The sequence below is a fragment of the Streptomyces sp. ICN903 genome (assembly GCF_022015835.1).
Taxonomy (GTDB): domain Bacteria; phylum Actinomycetota; class Actinomycetes; order Streptomycetales; family Streptomycetaceae; genus Streptomyces; species Streptomyces fenghuangensis.
The window spans coordinates 1-16890 of the sequence record NZ_JAKMAY010000112.1; the positions used below are offsets into that span (position 1 = coordinate 1).

Sequence of the window (16890 nt, forward strand, 5' to 3'; positions counted from 1 at the left end):
CCCACCCCCAGTCCAGTGCCGCCCCGTGGCCCAGCGCCATGCCGACACCCCGAGGTAGCCGTACCCATGCGTCCGACCGAAGGAGCTCGCGGTGAGTAGTGACCAGTTGCTCGCCTTCGAGGTTGACTGCCACCTGTTCAAGGACTGTGGCTTCGAGGCCCCCAGTGCGTGGTCGTTCATCTTCGACCCGATCTTCGAGGTCGGCGGGTTCGAGTTCAACAAGCCGATGCTCCTCGCGATCATCGGCACGGCCGCGATCCTCACCTTCTTCTGGATGGCTTTCTCCAAGCCCAAGGTGGTCCCCGGCAAGCTGCAGATGGTCGCCGAGGCGCTGTACGAGTTCGTGCGCCGGGGCATCGCCCGGGAGGTGATCGGGAAGAAGGGCGACGCCTTCGTCCCGCTCCTGGTGTCGCTGTTCTTCTTCGTGTGGATGCTGAACCTCTGGGCGATCATCCCCATCGCCCAGTTCCCGGTCAGCTCGGTCATCGCCTACCCGGCAGGCCTCGCGGCCGTGGTCTGGGTCACCTACATGACGGTGACGTTCAAGACGAACGGATTCGTCGGCGGTATCCGCAACCTCTGCGTCCCCAGCGGCCTGCCGAAGCCGATCTACGTGCTGCTCACGCCGATGGAGTTCATCTCCAGCGTCTTCGTGCGGCCCTTCACGCTGACGGTCCGGCTCTTCGCGAACATGTTCGCCGGCCACATCCTGATCCTGATCTTCACGATCGCCACCTGGTACATGCTCGGCACCTTCCTCGGCACCCTCTACGCGACCGCCTCGTTCGTGATGACCGTGGTGCTGACGGTCTTCGAGCTGTTCATCCAGGCGCTGCAGGCCTACGTCTTCACCGTGCTGACCGCCACCTACCTCTCCCAGGCCCTGGAAGAGGCGCACTGACCGGACCGGCACCACGGTCCCGACCAGCCACCACCCGCCCAACCCCAGACGTCCGGTGGACCAACCACCCACCGGCCCACCAAGAGAAGGAACCCAAGGAATGTCTGCTCTGGAGACCCTCGCAGCTGTCGAAGGCAACGTCGGCACCATCGGCTACGGCCTCGCCGCGATCGGCCCCGGTATCGGCATCGGCATCATCTTCGGTAACGGTGTGCAGGCCATCGCCCGCCAGCCCGAGGCCGCCGGCCTCATCCGCCAGAACATGCTGCTCGGTTTCGCGGTCGTCGAGGCCCTGGCGCTGATCGGCTTCGTCGTTCCCTTCATCCTCAGCTGATACAGGCAGCTGAAATCGACGAAAGGTCCACCATGATGAACCTGGCAGCTTCGGAGCCGCAGTCCCCGCTGCTTCCGGTCTGGCCCGAGGTCGTCATCGGCCTGATCGCCTTCGGCATCGTCTTCTTCGTGTTCGCCAAGAAGCTCCTCCCGGCCATCAACAAGGCCCTGGACGAGCGCCGCGAGGCGATCGAGGGGGGCATCGAGAAGGCCGAGGCTGCTCAGGCCGAGGCGCAGCAGACGCTCGAGGAGTACCGAGTCCAGCTCGCCGAGGCTCGTCACGAGGCCGCGCGCCTGCGCCAGGAGGCGCAGGAGCAGGGCGCCGCGCTCATCGCCGAGATGCGCGAGGAGGGCCAGCGGCAGCGTGAGGAGATCATCGCCGCGGGCCACGCCCAGATCGAGGCCGACCGTCGGCAGGCCGCGCAGTCGCTGCGCCAGGACGTGGGCAAGCTCGCCACCGACCTGGCCGGCAAGCTGGTCGGCGAGTCCCTGGAGGACGTCGCCCGGCAGAGCCGCACGATCGACCGCTTCCTCGACGAACTCGAGGAGAAGGCGGCCTCCGCCGAGTCCTCTGGAGCCGCCCGATGAACGGAGCGAGTCGCGAGGCACTGGCCGCCGCCCGCGAGCGACTGGACGCGCTGACGGACTCCACGTCCGCCGACGCGGCCCGGCTCGCCGAGGAGCTGGCCGCGGTCACCGCGCTGCTCGACCGCGAGGTGTCGCTGCGCCGGGTCCTGACCGACCCGGCGCAGCCCGGCGAGGCCAAGGCTGAGCTGGTCGGACGCCTGCTGGGTGGCCAGGTCGGCGGCGAGGCCGTCGATCTGGTCTCCGGCATGGTCCGCTCCCGCTGGTCGCGTTCGCGCGACCTGGTGGACGCGGTCGAGCAGCTCGCCGACGTCGCCGACCTCACCGCGGCCGAGCGTGACGGCACGCTGGACGACGTGGAGGACGAGCTGTTCCGGTTCGCCCGGACGGTCGCCTCCTCCCCGGAGCTGCGTGCGGCTCTCGGCGGCAAGATCACCGATGACAGCCTGAAGGCGGCCAAGACCGAGCTGCTGCGGCGGCTGCTGGGCGGCCGGGCCAAGCCCGCCACCGAGCGACTGGTCGTCCGCCTCGTGCGCCAGCCGCGTGGCCGTAGTCTTGAAGGAGGGCTCGAAGCCCTCTCCAGGCTGGCCGCCGAGCGCCGCAACCGCTCGGTCGCGGTGGTCACCTCGGCCGTACCGCTCAGCGACCGCCAGAAGCAGCGCCTCGGCGCGGCCCTGGCGAGGCTCTTCGGGCGCGAGATGCACCTCAACCTGGACGTGGACCCGGAGGTCCTCGGCGGAATCCGGGTGCGGGTCGGCGACGAGATCATCGACGGCACCGTCTCGGAGCGCCTCGAAGGGGCGACCCGGCGGATGGCGAGCTGAGCCCACGGCCGGCGGACACCGCGGGCGGTAGGCCACACCAACTCAAGAAGCAGTACTGGCGGCCCGAGTTGGGCCGTAGCAGACACATACGGGCCCAACAAGGAGAGCAGGGAACCCAGATGGCGGAGCTCACGATCCGGCCGGATGAGATCCGGGACGCGCTGGAGAACTTCGTCCAGTCGTACAAGCCGGACGCGGCCTCGCGCGAAGAGGTCGGGACGGTCAGCCTTGCCGGTGACGGCATTGCGAAGGTCGAGGGTCTTCCCTCGACCATGGCGAACGAGCTGCTGAAGTTCGAGGACGGCACCCTCGGCCTCGCCCTCAACCTCGAGGAGCGCGAGATCGGCGCGGTCGTCCTCGGCGAGTTCAGCGGCATCGAGGAGGGCCAGACGGTGCGCCGCACCGGCGAGGTCCTCTCCGTCGCGGTCGGCGACGGTTACCTCGGCCGTGTCGTCGACCCGCTGGGCAACCCGGTCGACGGCCTCGGCGAGATCGAGACCGAGGGCCGCCGCGCCCTCGAGCTGCAGGCCCCCACGGTCATGCAGCGCAAGTCGGTGCACGAGCCGATGGAGACGGGCTACAAGGCCGTCGACGCGATGACCCCGATCGGCCGCGGCCAGCGCCAGCTGATCATCGGCGACCGCCAGACCGGCAAGACGGCCCTGGCGATCGACACGATCATCAACCAGCGCGACAACTGGCGCTCCGGCGACCCGAACAAGCAGGTCCGCTGCATCTACGTCGCCGTCGGCCAGAAGGGCTCCACCATCGCCTCCGTGCGCGCGGCGCTGGAGGAGAACGGCGCGCTGGAGTACACCACCATCGTCGCCGCCCCGGCGTCCGACCCGGCGGGCTTCAAGTACCTGGCGCCCTACACCGGCTCGGCCATCGGCCAGCACTGGATGTACCAGGGCAAGCACGTCCTGATCATCTTCGACGACCTGTCCAAGCAGGCCGACGCCTACCGCGCCGTGTCCCTGCTGCTGCGCCGTCCGCCGGGCCGCGAGGCCTACCCGGGCGACGTCTTCTACCTGCACTCCCGGCTGCTGGAGCGCTGCGCCAAGCTCTCGGACGAGATGGGCGCCGGCTCGATGACCGGTCTGCCGATCATCGAGACCAAGGCGAACGACGTGTCGGCGTTCATCCCGACCAACGTCATCTCCATCACCGACGGCCAGTGCTTCCTGGAGTCCGACCTGTTCAACGCGGGCCAGCGCCCGGCGCTGAACGTCGGTATCTCCGTCTCCCGAGTCGGTGGCTCGGCCCAGCACAAGGCCATGAAGCAGGTCTCCGGCCGGCTCCGTGTGGACCTCGCCCAGTTCCGCGAGCTGGAGGCGTTCGCCGCCTTCGGTTCCGACCTGGACGACGCCTCCAAGGCGGCGCTGGAGCGCGGTAAGCGCATGGTCGAGCTGCTCAAGCAGTCGCAGTACGCGCCGTACCCGACCGAGGACCAGGTCGTCTCCATCTGGGCGGGCACCACCGGCCGTATGGACGACGTCCCCGTCGAGGACATCCGGCGCTTCGAGAGCGACCTGCTGGAGCACCTGCACCGCGAGCGCAAGGACCTGATGACCGGCATCCGCGAGGGCGGCAAGATGTCCGACGACACCCTCCAGTCGCTGTCGGACGCCATCGCCTCCTTCAAGAAGCAGTTCGAGACCTCGGACGGCAAGCTGCTGGGCGAGGGCTGAGCATGGGCGCGCAGGTCAGGATCTACAAGCGGCGGATTCGCTCCGTCAGCGCGACCAAGAAGATCACCAAGGCGATGGAGATGATCTCCGCGTCGCGCATCGTCAAGGCACAGCGCCAGGTGGCCGCGTCGACTCCGTACGCCGACGAGCTGACCCGGGCCGTCGCGGCCGTCGCCACCGGTTCCGACACCCAGCACCCGCTGACCACCGAGGCCGAGAAGCCGGCCCGGGCCGCGGTCCTGCTCGTCACGAGCGACCGCGGTCTGGCGGGCGGCTACTCCGCCAACGCGATCAAGGCGGCCGACCGGCTGACCGAGCGGCTGCGGGCCGAGGGCAAGGAGGTCGACTCCTACATCATCGGCCGCAAGGGCGTGGCCTACTACGGCTTCCGCGACCGGAAGGTCGCCCAGTCGTGGACGGGCTTCACCGACCGGCCGTCGTACGCCGACGCCAAGGCCGTCTCCGGACCGCTGATCGAGGCGGTCCGCAGGGACACGGCGGAGGGCGGCGTGGACGAGCTGCACATCGTCTTCACGGAGTTCGTGTCGATGATGACGCAGAACCCGGTCGAGAAGCGGATGCTGCCGCTCAGCCTCGACGAGGTCACGCAGCAGGTGGAGAAGCAGGAGCGGATCCGCCCGCTGTACGACTTCGAGCCGTCGGCGGAGGAGGTTCTGGACGCGCTGCTGCCGCGGTACGTCGAGAGCCGCATCTACAACGCGCTGCTGCAGTCCGCCGCCTCCGAGCACGCCGCCCGCCGGCGCGCGATGAAGTCGGCGACGGACAACGCCGAGGACCTCATCAAGTCGCTCACGCGGCTTGCCAACCAGGCCCGCCAGGCCGACATCACCCAGGAAATCAGCGAGATCGTCGGTGGTGCCAGCGCGCTGGCCGACGCTTCTGCGGGGAGTGACTGACAACTATGACCACCACTGTTGAGCCGACCGCTGCGGCGGGCGTGGCCACCGGCCGCGTCGCGCGGGTCATCGGCCCGGTCGTCGACGTGGAGTTCCCCGTCGACGCGATGCCGGAGATCTACAACGCGCTGACCGTCGAGGTCGCCGACCCGGCCGAGGAGGGTGCGAAGAAGACCCTCACCCTCGAGGTCGCCCAGCACCTGGGCGAGGGCCTGGTCCGCGCGATCTCCATGGAGCCGACCGACGGCCTGGTCCGCCAGGCCCCGGTGACCAACACCGGCCGCGGCATCACCGTGCCCGTCGGCGACGTCACCAAGGGCCGGGTGTTCAACACCCTGGGCCGCATCCTGAACGAGCCGGAGGCCGAGTCCGAGGTCACCGAGCGCTGGGAGATCCACCGCAAGGCCCCGGCCTTCGACCAGCTCGAGTCCAAGACCGAGATGTTCGAGACCGGCCTGAAGGTCGTCGACCTGCTGACCCCGTACGTCAAGGGCGGCAAGATCGGTCTGTTCGGCGGCGCGGGCGTCGGCAAGACCGTCCTCATCCAGGAAATGATCATGCGTGTGGCCAAGCTGCACGAGGGCGTTTCCGTGTTCGCCGGCGTCGGCGAGCGCACCCGTGAGGGCAACGACCTCATCGAGGAGATGGCCGAGTCCGGCGTTCTCCCGCAGACCGCGCTGGTCTTCGGCCAGATGGACGAGCCCCCGGGCACCCGTCTGCGCGTGGCCCTGGCCGGTCTGACGATGGCGGAGTACTTCCGCGACGTCCAGAAGCAGGACGTGCTGTTCTTCATCGACAACATCTTCCGCTTCACCCAGGCCGGTTCCGAGGTCTCCACCCTGCTGGGCCGCATGCCCTCCGCGGTGGGCTACCAGCCGAACCTGGCGGACGAGATGGGCCTCCTCCAGGAGCGCATCACCTCCACCCGCGGCCACTCGATCACCTCGATGCAGGCGATCTACGTGCCGGCGGACGACCTGACCGACCCGGCCCCGGCGACGACCTTCGCCCACCTGGACGCGACCACCGTTCTGTCGCGTCCGATCTCGGAGAAGGGCATCTACCCGGCGGTGGACCCGCTGGACTCCACCTCCCGGATCCTGGACCCCCGGTACATCTCCAAGGACCACTACGAGTGCGCCTCGCGCGTCAAGGGGATCCTGCAGAAGTACAAGGACCTCCAGGACATCATCGCCATCCTCGGTATCGACGAGCTCGGCGAGGAGGACAAGCTGGTCGTCCACCGCGCCCGCCGTATCGAGCGCTTCCTGTCGCAGAACACCCACGCGGCGAAGCAGTTCACCGGCCTGGACGGATCGGACGTTCCGCTGGACGAGTCGATCGCGGCGTTCAACGCGATCGCCGACGGCGAGTACGACCACTTCCCGGAGCAGGCGTTCTTCATGTGCGGTGGCCTGGACGACCTCAAGGCCAAGGCCAAGGAGCTGGGCGTCTCCTGACGTCCGCGCCCCACGACAGGGGGCGGGTGAAGCCCGCCCCCTGTCCCGCGCACCGTTATTCTGTGAAAACCCCAGTTTCGAGGAGCCACTGTGGCTGAGCTGCACGTCGAGTTGGTCGCCGCGGACCGCAAGGTCTGGTCGGGCGAGGCCAGCCTGGTCGTCGCGCGCACCTCGTCGGGTGATATCGGCGTCATGCCCGGCCACCAGCCGCTGCTCGGTGTGCTGAAGCCGGGCCCGGTGACGATCCGTACGACCGGCGAGAGCGGGGGCGGCACCGTCGTCGCCGCGGTGCACGGCGGCTTCATCTCCTTCGCGGACAACAAGCTGTCGCTGCTCGCGGAGATCGCGGAGCTGTCCGAGGAGATCGATGTCCAGCGTGCCGAGCGCGCGCTGGAGCGGGCGAAGTCGGAGGCGGACGCCGCCGCCGAGCGCCGCGCCGAGATCCGGCTTCGGGCCGCCTTGGCGAGCGCGCACTGAGTCCCGCGCGCATGTACGTGCCCCAGCCGCGGACCGCATCGGAGCATCGCTCCGGCGTGGTCCGCGGCTGAGGTGATTGCTGGCTGCTGTACGGACGGACGAGGCGAGGAGGTCGGTGAAGATGGTCCTCGCTCTCGTGCTGTCCGGGGCGGTGCTGGCTCTGGTGCTGCTGGGGCTTTTCGCCTTCGGGCTGCGGCGGCGGCTGATCCAGCGGCCGGGCGGCACCTTCGACTGCAGTCTGCGGTGGGGCGCGCCGGATCCCGGCGAGGGGGCCGAGGCCGGCGGCAAGGGCTGGGTGTACGGCGTCTCCCGCTACAGCGGCGATCGGATCGAGTGGTTCCGGGTCTTCTCCTACGCGCCGCGGCCGCGCCGGCTGCTGGAGCGGGAGGCGATCGAGGTGCTGGAGCGCCGCAGGCCCGAGGGGGACGAGGAGCTGGCGCTCCTGTCGGACTCGGTGATCCTGGCCTGCTCGCACCGCGGCACCCGGGTGGAGCTGGCGATGAGCGAGGACGCCCTGACCGGCTTCCTCGCCTGGCTCGAAGCAGCCCCCCCAGGTCAAAGAGTGAATGTCGCCTGAGCGGTGCCCCCGGTGTTTGGGGGTGTCCCCGGACGGAGTCCGGGGGAGGGTGAATGTCGCCTGAGCGGTATCCCCGGTGTTTGGGGGTGTCCCCGGACGGAGTCCGGGGGAGAGTGAATGTCGCCTGAGTGGTGCCCCCGGTGCTTGGGGGCATGGACAGCGAACCGGGGAGACGGCGTACGGGCCGTCTCCCCGGTTCTGTCACTTCCGGTGGTACGTGGGGCGGGTCACCGCCCGGGCGTCACTTGTTCAGCCCGTTGTGGATGGCGGTGATCAGCTCGCCGTTGGCGGTGTCGCCGCTGATCTCCCAGAAGAAGGCCCCGCCGAGCTTCTGCTGCTTGGCGTAGTCCATCTTCCCCGCGATGGTGGCCGGGGTGTCGTAGCTCCACCACTCGTTGCCGCAGTGCGCGTACGCGGTGCCGGCTATGACTCCGTTGGCCGGGCAGCGCTCCTTGAGGATCTTGTAGTCCTCGATGCCCGCCTCGTACTTGCCCGGGGCGGCGCCGGTGGCGGTGCCGCCCGGCTCCTTCTGGGTCACGCCGGTCCAGCCGCGGCCGTAGAAGCCGATGCCCAGCAGCAGCTTCTCGGCCGGGACGCCCTTGGCCTTGAGCTTCTGGATCGCGGCGTCGGAGTTGAACGCCTGGTTCGGGATGCCGGGGTACGAGGTCAGCGGCGAGTGCGGGGCGGTCGGCCCGGTCTTGTCCCAGGCGCCGAAGTAGTCGTACGTCATCACGTTGTACCAGTCGAGGTACTGGGCGGCGCCGCCGTAGTCCGCGGAGTCGATCTTGCCGCCGCTGGAGGCGTCGGCGGTGATCGCGGCGGTCACGAGCTGGTCGCCGAACTCGGCGCGGAACGCCTGGGCCATGGTCCTCATCACGGCCGGGCCGCTGGTGTCACAGGTCAGACCGCAGGCGTTGGGGTACTCCCAGTCCAGGTCGATGCCGTCGAACAGGCCCTCCCAGCGCGGGTCGTTGACCAGCTCGTTGCAGGACTTGGCGAACGCGGCCGGGTTCTTCATGGCGTCGGGGAAGCCGCCGGACCAGGTCCAGCCGCCGAAGGACCACAGGACCTTGATGTGCGGGTACATCTTCTTCAGCTTCAGCAGCTGGTTGAAGTTGCCGCGCAGCGGCTGGTCCCAGGTGTCGGCCTTGCCGTCGACGCTCTGCTCGGCGGTGTAGGCCTTGTCGGTCGCGGCGAAGGCGTCACCGATGGTGCACTTGCCGTTCTGGACGTTGCCGAAGGAGTAGTTGATGTGGGTCAGCTTCTCGGCGGAGCCGGAGGTGACGATGTCCTTCACGTGGTAGTTGCGGCCGTAGATGCCCCACTCGGTGAAGTAGCCCAGGTTGACGTACTCGCCCGGTTCGCCGCCCCCGTCGCCGCCACCGGTGGTCCTGACGGTGACGGAACCGCTGGCCGGTCCGGTCTGGTCGGCGGTGTCGCGCGCCACCACCGAGTAGGTGTAGCTGGTGCCGGCCTTCAGGCCGGAGTCGGTGTAGGTGGTGCCGGTGACGGTGGCGATCTTGGCGCCGCCGCGCAGGACGTCGTAGTTCTTGACGCCCTTGTCGTCGCTCGCGGCGCCCCAGTTCAGCTTGACCGAGGTGTCGGTGATGCCGCTCGCGGTGGGGGTGCCGGGTGCGCCGGGCGGGGCGTCGTCGGGGGTGCCTCCGCCGGAGCCGTCGCACGGGCGGCCGTTGAGGGTGCAGGCGGAGGGCGAGCCGGTGCCGGTGCCGTTGAAGCCGAAGCTGACGCTGGCCCCGGGGGACAGGGTGCCGTTCCAGCTCATGTTCTTGGCGGTGTAGGTGTTGCCGGAGTTGGTGACGGCGGCGTCCCAGGCGGAGCCGACCTTGGTGCCGGTGGGGAAGTCCCACTTCAGCGTCCAGCCGCTGATGGTGGTGTCACCGGTGTTCTTGATCGTCCACTTGCCCTCGAAGCCGCTGCCCCAGTCGGAGGGCTTGGAGAAGGTGGCGGTCGCCTGCTCGGCGGCCTGGGCGGGGGATGCCAGGGCGACCAGGGCGCCGAGGGGCATCAGCATCGCGGCCGCGGCCGCTACGGCTTTCCGTCTGATGCGGTGTGCGGTGGTGTTCGTTCTCAAGAGCGCTCCTCGCACAGGGCCCGGTGCCGGACCGGGCCGTTGGGGGTCTCCTGCGCCGCTCGTGAAGAGTGCCATGTGCATGGCATGGGCGTGCAGTTGAACTGGAGCGTAGATTGGTCTGGACCACCGGTCAACAGGTATGCACCAATGAGGAATTCATTCCCCGATCACCCCCAACTCCCGCGCCAGCACCGCGGCCTGCACCCTGCTGCGCAGCTCCAGCTTCGCCAGCAGCCTGCTGACGTGCGTCTTCACCGTCGCCTCCGCCATCGACAGCCGCGCGGCGATCTCCGCGTTGGACAGCCCCTCGCCCAGGCACGCCAGCACCTCGTGTTCGCGCCGGGTGAGGGCGTCGAGCACGGCGGGGTCGGCCCGGCGCCCGCCCCCGGGCGCGGCGGACGAACGGGCGAACTCCCGGAGCAGCCGCCGCGTCACGACCGGGGCGACCACGCCCTCACCGCGCGCCACCGCCCGTACCGCGTCCACCAGTTGCGCCGCCTCGCTGTCCTTGAGCAGGAAGCCCGCGGCGCCCGCGCGCAGCGCGCCGAAGACATACGCGTCGAGGTCGAAGGTGGTCAGCACCAGCACGTCGGCCAGCCCCTCGCCGACCACCCGCTCGGTCGCCGACACCCCGTCCAGACGCGGCATCCGCACATCCATCAACACCACGTCCGGCCGGAGTTCACGGGCCAGCCGCACCGCCTCCTCACCGTCCGGCGCCTCTGCGACGACCTCGATGTCCGGCGCACCGCGCAGGATCAGGACGAGCCCGGCGCGCACCGCCGACTGGTCCTCGGCCACGAGCACCCGGATGGTCATGCCCCGTCTCCTCTCCTCGCTCCGTCCCCGCCGTCCCCGCCGTCCGCGACGCCGTGGACGGCATCCCCCAGGGGCAGCACCGCCCTCACCACCCACCGTGTGCCGCCGGCCGCCCCGGCCGCCCCGGCCGGGCCCGCGCCGAAGGAGCCGCCCAGCAGTTCGGCGCGCTCGCGCATCCCCACCAGCCCGGCACCCGAGCCGGGGGCCCGCGGCCCGGGGCGCCGGTCGCAGGGGCTGGTGACGGTGACGGTCAGCGCGCCGCCACCGCTGCCGCCGTCCTCCCGGCCGGGTGACTCCAGTACGACGGCCACCTCCCCGGGAGAGGCGTGCTTGAGCGCGTTCGTCAGAGCCTCCTGCACGATGCGGTAGGCCGCCAGCTCCACGGGCGCCGGCAGGGGGCCGCCGGAGCGCTCGTCGCGCAGGGTGAAACCGAGCCCTCCGGCCGCACCGTGCCTGCGGGCATGGGACAGCAGCGCGTCCAGGCCGTCCAGGGTCGGCGCGGCGGACACCTCCTCATGATCCCCCGCGGTCCGCAGCAGGCCGATCAGACGGCGCATCTCGGCCAGCCCGTGCACGCTGTTCTCGCGGATGACCGCCAGCGCGTCCCCGGTGGCGGCGCGGTCGTCGAGCGACTGCGCCGCGGTGGCGTGGATGGCGATGGCCGAGAGGTGGTTCGCCACCACGTCGTGCAGTTCGCGGGCCATCCGGGCGCGCTCGGCGGTGACGGCCTGGACGCGGTCCATCTCCGCCAGCAGCGCGGTCTGCTGGGCGCGCAGCCGCTCGGCGGCCGCGGCGTTGCGGTGGTCGCGGACGATGACGCCCGTCCACGCCGGGCCGACCGTGACCAGCCCGCAGACGACGCCCACCAGCAGCGCCCGGGGTTCGCGGGTGGCAGCCAGGGTGCCCACGGTCACGGCGGCGGTCAGTGCCGCGCTCGCCGGCGGCACCACCCGCGACAGCCTCGGCCCGCCGTAGAGCACGGCCGCGTAGACCACGTCGGAGAACATCACGATCGTCGCCAGCAGCGAGAGGGTGACCAGATCGCCGGCCAGCGCGACCGTCCCCAGCACCAGCGCGGCGGACGGCGCGGTACGGCGCAGCGCCTCCGCCAGTGCCATCACAGCCAGCGGCAGCAGCACCCAGCCGCCCCCCAGTGGAGGGTGCGGGTTGTTGAACAGCCCCAGGGCCCACGACGCCAGCCCGCCCACCAGACCGGCGGCGGCGATCAGCAGGTCCCCGCGGGGCGGGAGCGGCAACGGGGAACGGACGGTGCTCACCCGGCCATCCAACACCGCCGCACCGGCCGCCCGCCTCCGCGTACGGGCCGGTACGGAAGCGGGCGGGATACATCGAAGGATGCAGTCCGGGATCGTCGCGGCAGACGACGCGCCGGGCCCGGACGGCGGCCAGGCTGGAGGCAGCGAACCAAGAGGAGGGGCCGGCCGTGGTCGTCACACTGATCATCGTCTGCGAGGTGGCCTTCTGGGTGCTGCTGGTGGCCGGACTGCTGCTGCGCTACCCCGCCCGCAAACCCCGCCTGGGCGCCGCCGTGCTGCTGTGCGAGCCGCTGCTGGAGGTGGTGCTGCTGGTCGTCACCGCGATCGACCTGAGGAACGGCGCCGAGGGCGACTGGAAGCACGGCCTGGCGGCCGTCTACATCGGCTTCACCGCGGCCTACGGCCACTACATGGCCAAGTGGGCCGACGGGCACTTCGCCCACCGCTTCGCGGGCGGTCCGCCGCCGGTGAAGCCGCCGAAGTACGGGACGGCGCGCGCCGTCCACGAATGGAAGATGTGCGCCCGCTCGGTGCTCGGCGCGGTGATCGCCCTGGCGCTGCTCCAGGGCGCGGTCTGGTACGTCGGCGACGCCGGGCGGAGCGAGTCGCTGACGCAGTGGCAGCACAAGATGCTCTTCGTCATCGGCATCAGCGTGGTCATCGCGGCCAGTTACACGATCTGGCCCAGGAAACCGAAGGCGCACCCCGGCGAGCCGCGGGATCCCGCCGGTGCCCGGCCCGCCGGGCGGGGGACGGCCGGGCACTGACGCCCGGCACCGGTGCGTGCGCCGGAGACGGCCGAGACCCCCGCTCCCGGAAGGGGGGGACGGGGGTCTCGCACGGCGGCCGCGGCCTCGCGCGTCAGCGGTTCTCGCCCGGAACCCAGAGAATGTCGCCCACCTCCTTGTTGGCGGACCTGGCCAGGATGAACAGCAGGTCCGACAGCCGGTTGAGGTAGGTGGCCGTCAGACGGTTCATGACCTCGCCGTGCTCCTCCAGCGCCGCCCACGTCGAGCGCTCGGCACGGCGGACGACCGTGCACGCCTGGTGGAGCAGGGCCGCGCCCGGGGTGCCGCCCGGGAGGATGAAGCTGCGCAGCTTCTCCAGATCGGCCAGGAAGCGGTCGCAGTCCGCCTCCAGCTTGTCGATGTAGCTCTGCCGCACCCGCAGCGGCGGGTACTCGGGGTTCTCCGCCACCGGCGTGGCCAGGTCCGCACCCACGTCGAACAGGTCGTTCTGCACCCGGACCAGGACCTTGGTGATCTCCTCGGGCAGACCGCCGAGCGCGATGGCCACCCCGATCGCGGCGTTGGCCTCGTTGGCGTCGGCGTAGGCGGAGATGCGGGAGTCGGTCTTGGCGGTACGGCTCATGTCGCCGAGGGCGGTGGTGCCGTCGTCGCCGGTGCGCGTGTAGATGCGTGTCAGGTTGACCATGGACCGAGCCTAGCCACGCACGGGCTCCGCCGAGCGCAGGTGTGCCCACCGTCACGGGACCGCCGCGCGTTCCGCCCGTCGCACCGTCCAACTGCGCGCGGCGGGCGACCGGATGACCCGCGCGAGTGTGATGTCCGCCATGTGAGACGTGACGCGCATCTCTTCCCCGCCCACCGCGCGCTCACGGGCGCTAGGGTCCGCCTGAGAGTCGCACCGCAAAGCCGCAGAGGGGACATACACGTGGCCAAGAAGCTCGCCGTCATCGGAGCCGGACTCATGGGATCGGGCATCGCCCAGGTCTCCGCCCAGGCGGGCTGGGACGTGGTGCTGCGCGACGTCACCGACGAGGCGCTCAGGCGCGGCACGGACGGGATCCGGGCCTCCTACGACAAGTTCGTCTCCAAGGGGAAGCTGAGCGCCGAGGACGCGGAGGCGGCGCTCGGCCGCATCACCGCCACCACCGACCTCGACGCCGCGTCCGAGGCCGACATCGTGGTCGAGGCCGTCTTCGAGCGGATCGACGTCAAGCAGGAGATCTTCCGCACGCTCGACGGCCTGGTGAAGGACGAGGCCGTGCTCGCCTCCAACACCTCCGCCATCCCGATCACCAAGATCGCGGCGGTGACGGAGCGCCCCGAGCGGGTCGTGGGCACCCACTTCTTCTCCCCGGTGCCGATGATGCAGCTGTGCGAGCTGGTGCGCGGGTACAAGACGAGCGACGAAACCCTCGCGGCTGCAAGGGAGTTCGCAGAGGGCGTCGGCAAGACCTGTATCGTCGTCAACCGGGATGTCGCGGGCTTCGTCACCACCCGGCTGATCTCCGCCCTGGTCGTCGAGGCCGCCAAGCTCCACGAGTCGGGCGTGGCGACCGCCGAGGACATCGACACCGCCTGCAAGCTGGGCTTCGGGCACGCCATGGGCCCGCTGGCCACCGCGGACCTCACCGGCGTCGACATCCTGCTGCACGCCACGGAGAACATCTACACCGAGTCGCAGGACGAGAAGTTCGCCCCGCCGGAGGGGATGCGGCGCATGGTGGACGCCGGGGACATCGGCCGCAAGAGCGGCCAGGGCTTCTACCGCTACTGAACCAACCCGTACGGCACACGGACGGGTCGCCCCTACGGGTGAATTCGGTGTCGATTCGGCGGCGGACGGCAACTCCGCCGCCGAACGGGCAGTCAGTTGTGGTGAGACATAGGCAGACAACAGTCACAGACGGACCACTTCTTTTCCGGGGGAGCGGATATGCACATCAGGGGCGACCACGCTGAACTGGTCGTCGGAGGTCGCCTCGACGTCCGCAGCGCGGCGGACGCCCGTTCGGTCCTGCACACCGCGGTCGACTCCGGGGAGGGCGATCTCGTGCTGGACCTCGCCGAGCTGGACTCGTGGGACGCCACCGGCCTCGGCGTGATCATGGGCGCGCACCGGCGGGCGGGCCGGTGCGGGCGCCGCCTCGTCCTGCGGGACGTGCCGCCCCAGATGCAGCGCCTGCTGGTGGCCACCCGTCTGCACCGCATCCTGGCCATCGAGGGGGGCGGGCTCACCGAGGGCGGGACGCTGACCAAGCCATAACTATTGGGTCAGGGCTCCCGCCCGGGCTTGCCCCCACTCCCGGGCCAGGCAATAGGGTTCTGGAACCCGCCGCCTACACTGCGCTGCGGACGGCCACCGGACCACGAGCGAAGGCCAGCGTACGGTCGGCCCTGGAGAGCTGAGCTTCGAGTACGCACCGCATCTGGGGGCACCCACCATGGACCCGAACGACCGGGGACCCGAGGAACAGGACAGCGGGAGCACCACCCGCGCGATCCCGCTGATAGCGGGCGAGTACCTGCTGACCGTCAACCCCGTCGACGGCAGCGAGATCGAACCCTGCCCGCCCGGTGAGCACCCCGGCGCGCCCCGCAGGCGCACCCCGGAGTCCCGCGCCGAGCGGGAGCGTGCCGCCGTGGCCCCGCTCCCGACCGGGATCTCCCTGCCCGACCTGCCGCTGCTGGAGCGCACCGCGGAGCGCGAGCGCCTCCTCCAACTGCTCAGGCGCGGACGCTCGGTCCGGCTCACCGGGGCGCCCGGCTCCGGACGCAGCTCCCTGCTGGCCGCCGTCGCCGCCGAGTGCGCCGACCTCGCCCCGGACGGCGTCATCCGGCTCAGCGGCTGCCGGCGCACGGCCTCGGACGTGCTGTACGAGCTGTTCGCCGCCGTCCACGACGCGCCCCGGCACCGCCCCGACCGCGCCGAGCTGGAGGAGGCGGTGCGCGGCGTGGGCGCGGTCGTCCTGCTGGACGACGCCGAGTTCGGAGGCCAGGCGCTGGACTCCCTCCTCGACGCCACCCCCGAGTGCGCCTTCCTGATCACGGCCGCGCCCGGCGCCCCCGCGCCCTCCGCCGACGCGCCCCTGGAGGAGGTCGCCCTCTCGGGCATCAGCCGCGCCGCCTGCCGGGAGCTGATGGAGCACATCGTGCGCCGCCCGCTGACCGAGGACGAGGCGGCCTGGGTCGGGGACCTGTGGTTCGAGTCCGAGGGACTGCCGCTGCGTTTCGTCCAGGCCGGCGCGCTGCTGCGGCAGCGCGACGCGGAGGCCGCGGCCGACGGCGGCGAGGCGGACGGCGAGGACGCCGGGAACGCCGAGGACGCCGGCGGCACCGAGGGGAGCGGCCGGGCCGGCGCACCGCTGCCGACGCTCGCCGAGGGCGCGGCCCCCGCCGCCCTCCTGGCCGCCCGGCTGTCCGACAGCACCCGCGAGGTGCTGCGCTTCGCCGTGGCGCTCGGCGGAGTGCTGCCGCACCCGGCCCACCTGCCCGCACTGGTGGACGACGCCGACGCCGACGCCTCCCTGGGCGAACTGCTCGCCTGCGGCCTGGTCACCACCGCCGGTACGTACTACCGGCTCGCCCCGGACGTGACCGGGCAACTGGCCGACGCCGGATACGCCGACGGAGCCGACGACCGCGCCCGCACCGCCGCCCAGCACTACGCCTGGTGGACCGGCCACCCCTCGGTCACCCCGGAGCGGGTGGCGCAGGAGGCCGAGGCGGTGCTCGCCGCCGTCCAGGGCGCCAAGCGGGGCGGTCACGCGAGCGCGGCCGTACTGCTGGCCCGTACCGCCGCGCCCATGCTCGCCGCCTCGCTGCACTGGGGCCCCTGGGAGCGGATCCTGCGCGGCGGCCAGGAGGCGGCGCGCACGGCGGGCGAGGTCGCCGAGGAGGCGTACTTCCACCACGACCTCGGCGTGCTCGCCCTGTGCACCGGCCACCTGGACCGGGCCCGTGCCGAACTCGAGGCGTCCATCGGGCTGCGCGGAGTGCTCGCGGACCGCCGTGGCACGGTCGCCGGACGACGCGCGCTGGCCCTGGTCGAGGACCGCTTCGCGATCGAGGCCGAGGGCGGCCCGGACAAGGCGGGCAAGGCGGCCGGGGGACCCGGGGACGGCGGCAAGGACCCCGGCGGGCCGCTGCCCGCCGTCGTCGTACCGCCCGTCGCGCCCGACGCCTCCACCC

Annotated in this window: 16 protein-coding genes and 1 pseudogene; 13 read left to right on the top strand and 4 right to left on the bottom strand. The window is 71.2% G+C overall.

Annotated elements, in window-relative coordinates:
* Positions 1-91 precede the first annotated feature (91 nt).
* From atpB to L7D48_RS13905, 9 genes are all read left to right on the top strand, one after another.
* Positions 92-901: a F0F1 ATP synthase subunit A gene (atpB, locus tag L7D48_RS13865; RefSeq protein ID WP_237879737.1), complete on the top strand. Its 810-nt coding sequence runs from the start codon at positions 92-94 to the stop codon at positions 899-901.
* Between the two features lie 100 nt (positions 902-1001).
* On the top strand, positions 1002-1235 hold the full coding sequence (gene atpE / locus L7D48_RS13870; RefSeq protein ID WP_031505870.1) for an ATP synthase F0 subunit C: 234 nt from the start codon (positions 1002-1004) through the stop codon (positions 1233-1235).
* Positions 1236-1267: 32 nt separating this feature from the next.
* Positions 1268-1822, top strand: a complete 555-nt coding sequence (locus tag L7D48_RS13875) for a F0F1 ATP synthase subunit B (RefSeq protein ID WP_237879738.1) — start codon at positions 1268-1270, stop codon at positions 1820-1822.
* Positions 1819-2643, top strand: a complete 825-nt coding sequence (locus L7D48_RS13880) for a F0F1 ATP synthase subunit delta (RefSeq protein WP_237879739.1) — start codon at positions 1819-1821, stop codon at positions 2641-2643. Before L7D48_RS13875 ends, L7D48_RS13880 begins: the two co-directional genes overlap by 4 nt.
* A gap of 119 nt (positions 2644-2762) precedes the next feature.
* Positions 2763-4334, top strand: a complete 1572-nt coding sequence (gene atpA / locus L7D48_RS13885) for a F0F1 ATP synthase subunit alpha (protein ID WP_237879740.1) — start codon at positions 2763-2765, stop codon at positions 4332-4334.
* 2 nt (positions 4335-4336) lie between these two features.
* Positions 4337-5251: a F0F1 ATP synthase subunit gamma gene (locus tag L7D48_RS13890; protein ID WP_237879741.1), complete on the top strand. Its 915-nt coding sequence runs from the start codon at positions 4337-4339 to the stop codon at positions 5249-5251.
* A gap of 5 nt (positions 5252-5256) precedes the next feature.
* Positions 5257-6711: a F0F1 ATP synthase subunit beta gene (gene atpD / locus L7D48_RS13895; RefSeq protein WP_237879742.1), complete on the top strand. Its 1455-nt coding sequence runs from the start codon at positions 5257-5259 to the stop codon at positions 6709-6711.
* Positions 6712-6801: 90 nt separating this feature from the next.
* Complete coding sequence (locus tag L7D48_RS13900) at positions 6802-7188, top strand: F0F1 ATP synthase subunit epsilon (protein ID WP_237879743.1); 387 nt, start codon at positions 6802-6804, stop codon at positions 7186-7188.
* Between the two features lie 121 nt (positions 7189-7309).
* On the top strand, positions 7310-7765 hold the full coding sequence (locus tag L7D48_RS13905) for a DUF2550 domain-containing protein (protein WP_237879744.1): 456 nt from the start codon (positions 7310-7312) through the stop codon (positions 7763-7765).
* 241 nt (positions 7766-8006) lie between these two features.
* Here the strand turns inward: L7D48_RS13905 and L7D48_RS13910 are convergent, their stop codons facing one another.
* The 3 genes from L7D48_RS13910 to L7D48_RS13920 form a co-directional block, all read right to left on the bottom strand.
* Positions 8007-9797 carry a glycoside hydrolase family 18 chitinase gene (locus L7D48_RS13910; RefSeq protein WP_237879752.1) on the bottom strand — a complete coding sequence of 597 codons (1791 nt, stop codon included), beginning with the start codon at positions 9795-9797 and terminating at the stop codon, positions 8007-8009.
* 216 nt (positions 9798-10013) lie between these two features.
* Entirely contained in the window at positions 10014-10676 is a 663-nt protein-coding gene (locus L7D48_RS13915; RefSeq protein ID WP_237879745.1) for a response regulator transcription factor, read from the bottom strand.
* A complete protein-coding gene (locus L7D48_RS13920; RefSeq protein WP_237879746.1) occupies positions 10673-11953 on the bottom strand; it encodes a sensor histidine kinase in 1281 nt (426 codons plus the stop codon). The genes L7D48_RS13915 and L7D48_RS13920 overlap by 4 nt, the downstream gene beginning before the upstream one ends.
* 167 nt (positions 11954-12120) lie before the next feature.
* Between L7D48_RS13920 and L7D48_RS13925 the strand changes: the two genes are divergently transcribed.
* Positions 12121-12720: a hypothetical protein gene (locus L7D48_RS13925; protein ID WP_237879747.1), complete on the top strand. Its 600-nt coding sequence runs from the start codon at positions 12121-12123 to the stop codon at positions 12718-12720.
* A 94-nt stretch (positions 12721-12814) separates the two neighbouring features.
* Here L7D48_RS13925 and L7D48_RS13930 read toward each other — a convergent pair whose 3' ends face one another.
* Positions 12815-13387 carry a cob(I)yrinic acid a,c-diamide adenosyltransferase gene (locus L7D48_RS13930; protein WP_237879748.1) on the bottom strand — a complete coding sequence of 191 codons (573 nt, stop codon included), beginning with the start codon at positions 13385-13387 and terminating at the stop codon, positions 12815-12817.
* A gap of 240 nt (positions 13388-13627) precedes the next feature.
* Here L7D48_RS13930 and L7D48_RS13935 point away from each other — a divergent pair, with 240 nt between their 5' ends.
* The 3 genes and pseudogenes from L7D48_RS13935 to L7D48_RS13945 all read left to right on the top strand — a co-directional run.
* Positions 13628-14476, top strand: coding sequence for a 3-hydroxyacyl-CoA dehydrogenase family protein (locus L7D48_RS13935; protein WP_237879749.1), 849 nt, complete (start codon positions 13628-13630; stop codon positions 14474-14476).
* 159 nt (positions 14477-14635) lie between these two features.
* Positions 14636-14965, top strand: a complete 330-nt coding sequence (locus tag L7D48_RS13940) for an STAS domain-containing protein (RefSeq protein WP_237879750.1) — start codon at positions 14636-14638, stop codon at positions 14963-14965.
* Between the two features lie 178 nt (positions 14966-15143).
* A pseudogene (locus tag L7D48_RS13945) lies at positions 15144-16890 on the top strand (ATP-binding protein); the annotation flags it as partial.